Consider the following 3,188-nt stretch of genomic DNA (forward strand, 5'->3'; position numbering starts at 1 on the left):
ACGTACACCCGGTCGACGTCTTCGAGCGCCGGACGCCAGGTCGCGGGATCGTTCCAGTCGAAAGCCGGCTCGCCACGGCGAGAGCCGACCCTGACGAGGCGGCCCTGAGCCGTGAGCCGCTCGGCGACCTTCCGGCCGGTCTTGCCGGTTCCGCCGACCACCAGGGTGATTCCGCCGGTGTCGGCGTGGTCCGCGATGGTGCCGGTGGTCTGCGTGTGGTTCTCGTACTCGTACTCGTACTCGTACTTCGTCGTCTTCGTCATGACCACAGTCAAATCCAACGACGCGAGACGGGACATGGCCGAAGAGCTCATCCGCATACGCCTGCGTCCACCGGCGCCGCCGGACGGTGCCCGACCGTGGCCGCGCCCGTATCCCGTATGACAGGTACGGTCGGCGCGGTGAACCGGCGGCACTCCGCCGGCCGGGTCTCCTCCTGTCGTCAGTGGGACGGGGCGAAACCCGCGGATCGGGTCGAACCGGTCGGCCGGTCAGTACACGAGCTTGTACGTGATGTCCTTCGGGACAGGGGCCGGTGCGGTGTCCGTGTAGAGGAGTCGGATCGTGGTGAAGCGCTGCACGTCCGGATGGCCCGGCCAGGGCTCCGGGCTGCTCAGGGTCACCGTCACCGGGTAGGACCGGAAGCGGCCCGCGGCGCAGTAGGGGACACAGTCGTTCACCATGTCGGTGCCCGTGGCCGTCGCGGCCTTCGGACCCCAGGTGTCCCACGTCAGTCCGACGAGGCGGTTGTTGCCGTCACCGCAGGCCAGCAAGTACTCCTCGGGGCGGACCTGGGCCTGAGAGAAGCAGTCGACGACCACGAGGGGCTCCGCCGGCGCCGATACGGCCCGGGGGCTCCGCGCGGAGGCCGGGACGGCGGCTGCGGCAAGAGCCGCCGCCGCACACAGAATGGTGGCGGTCCGCACCCGGGACCGGAACCGGGACCGGGGTGCACGAATGAGCCGGCCGTCTTCTGAGGTATCCACGAGGCCCTCCTCGCCCTTCTGTCCCGCTGTCGGCGATGCCACCCCAGCTTCCCCCATCCGGGCGGCCCGCGCACGCGCAGGGCCGGGTACCACTTCCGTGATACGGAAAACCCGGCCCCGGTGACCGGTGGCCGCCGAACGAGGACGAGAATGAGGACGGGAGCGAGCCGACCGGAACCGCGGCCGGCCGGCGATGAAGGCTCGTGTCGACGGGGGGACGCACATGCAGATCGGGGTTTATCTCGCACATCCGCGGCCGGGGAGCTTCAACCACGCCGTGTTCGAGGCCGTTGTGGCAGAGCTGCGCGCCCGGGGGTGCCGGGTGGTCGCGCACGACCTGTGCGCCGAGGGTTTCCCGCCGTTGCTGTCCGCCGAGGAGACGGGCACGGTCGGGTCGACGCCGGGCGCCCGCGACCCGCAGGTGGCACTGCACCAGAGGGAGCTGACCACCCTTGACGCCCTGGTGTTCGTCCACCCCAACTGGTGGGGCATGCCGCCCGCCGTTCTGACGGGCTGGGTGCAGCGCGTACTCGCGCCGGGGGTCGCCTACAAGCTGGGTACCGCGAACGGCGAGCCCGCACCGCTCCTGAAGGCCGACCGGGCGCTCGTCCTGAACACCTCCGACACTCCTCTCGACCGGGAGGAGACGGAGTTCGGCGACCCGCTGCAACGGATCTGGGCGGCATGCGTCCTTCCCTATGCGGGAATTGCCGACGTGCGCCGCACCGTCTTCCGGACGGTCACCGACTCCTCCGGTGAGGAACGCGCGGCCTGGCTGGACCGGGCACGCCGGCTGGCGGCCGCACTCGTGGACTGAGACGTCCCGGGGCGTCGGGCACGGGAGGCACGCTCCGGCGCCGGGCGGGCGGAGCCCGCGGAAACTGCCCCGATCCCGGAGACGTGATCAAGCGCGAACCATGTGATCATATTGCGGCATGACCACGAAGACTCTCCACCTGCTCTGCTCCGCCGCCCCGCCCGTCTTCGACGTCGCCCGGGTCATCGAGGACGCCCAGGCCCGCGGCTGGGACGTGTGCCTCGGCCTTACCCCCACCGCGGCGCACTGGCTCTCCGAGAGCCTTGACGGACTCGCCGCTCTGACCGGCCATCCCGTGCGCTGGCAGTACAAACTTCCGGGCCAGCCCGACGTATGGCCGGTGGCCGACGCCGTCCTGTTCGCACCCGCCACCTTCAACACCATCAACGCGTGGGCCCTCGGCCTGACCGACAACCTCGTCGTCGGCCTCGCCGCCGAGGCGACCGGCAAGCGCACGCCCGTCATAGCGATGCCCTGCACCAACACCGCCCTTGCCGCCCACCCCCAGTTCGACCTCTCCCTGAACACCCTGCGCAACGCCGGGGTCGAACTCCTCCACGGCGAAACGGGATACACCCCGGACCCGGCCGACCCCGACGCCCCGATCCACTTCCCCTGGGCCACGGCCGTCAATGCCCTGGGCGCCCTCGACCCCGCCGTACCCCAGGCCTGAGCCCGGACCTGGAGGGGGAGCGGGTTCCGGCGCTGCTCGCCGTCCTCCCGAGCGCCCGCCGTGGCGGAAGCCGCCGGCCGGATGTTCACCCTCGGGCGGGGTCCCTCGTCCGACCGTCCGGGGCCGCGCCACGGGCCCGCAACCGGTTTCCGGTGAGCTGACCCCGGTACCGGCGGGTTCCGGCCAACCTCCCGTCCGTCCGCGCCCGGAAGCCCGGCGGTGCCCGAACTCGATCAGCGGCCACAGCCAGGGAGCCGTCCCCGCGAGGTCGGCCAGATCCCGCTGCTCCTGCCTTCGGCCTGCGCTGTACTCACTGTCTCCAGTTCCCGCGACCACGCTGCCGCCCCTCCGCCCACCGCGGAGCCGGGCTTCTCCGGCATGTGCTGCGAGCGACGAACCGGCCTCCAAGACAACCCGGTTGAAGGAGACGCAGCGTGTCCGAGCAGCAGACCCGGCACAGGAAAGCCGCCGCACCACCAGCACCACCGGAGTTCAAGTACACCTGGGGCCAGCACAACGAGACCATGGAGGCGCTGTCGCTCGGGCAGATGGCCCGCCGCGTTCCTTCCGCCCTCCGGCAGACCGCGCGGCTCGCGCTCGCCGTCAACCGCACCGCGTTCCACGTACTGGTCGCCGCCCAGGTACTCGGCGGGATCTGCACGGCGGCGGCGCTCGCGGCGATCTCCCGGGCGATGGTCCCGCTCCTGACAGG

At 71.5% G+C, this 3,188-nt stretch carries 4 protein-coding genes and 1 pseudogene; 3 read left to right on the plus strand and 2 right to left on the minus strand.

The window, feature by feature from the left end; genetic code table 11:
- On the minus strand, positions 1-263 hold a 263-nt coding region (locus tag ACWGIU_RS33855; RefSeq protein ID WP_453711933.1), incomplete at its 3' end, for an SDR family oxidoreductase.
- 228 nt (positions 264-491) lie between these two features.
- A complete protein-coding gene (locus tag ACWGIU_RS33860; protein ID WP_453711934.1) occupies positions 492-986 on the minus strand; it encodes a hypothetical protein in 495 nt (164 codons plus the stop codon).
- Between the two features lie 223 nt (positions 987-1,209).
- Between ACWGIU_RS33860 and ACWGIU_RS33865 the strand changes: the two genes are divergently transcribed.
- The 3 genes and pseudogenes from ACWGIU_RS33865 to ACWGIU_RS33875 all read left to right on the plus strand — a co-directional run.
- Positions 1,210-1,803, plus strand: coding sequence for an NAD(P)H-dependent oxidoreductase (locus tag ACWGIU_RS33865; protein WP_453711935.1), 594 nt, complete (start codon positions 1,210-1,212; stop codon positions 1,801-1,803).
- Positions 1,804-1,921: 118 nt separating this feature from the next.
- Positions 1,922-2,476, plus strand: coding sequence for a flavoprotein (locus ACWGIU_RS33870; protein WP_453711936.1), 555 nt, complete (start codon positions 1,922-1,924; stop codon positions 2,474-2,476).
- Between the two features lie 434 nt (positions 2,477-2,910).
- A pseudogene (locus ACWGIU_RS33875) lies at positions 2,911-3,188 on the plus strand (hypothetical protein); the annotation flags it as partial.

Source organism: Streptomyces sp. NPDC054840 (assembly GCF_053611065.1).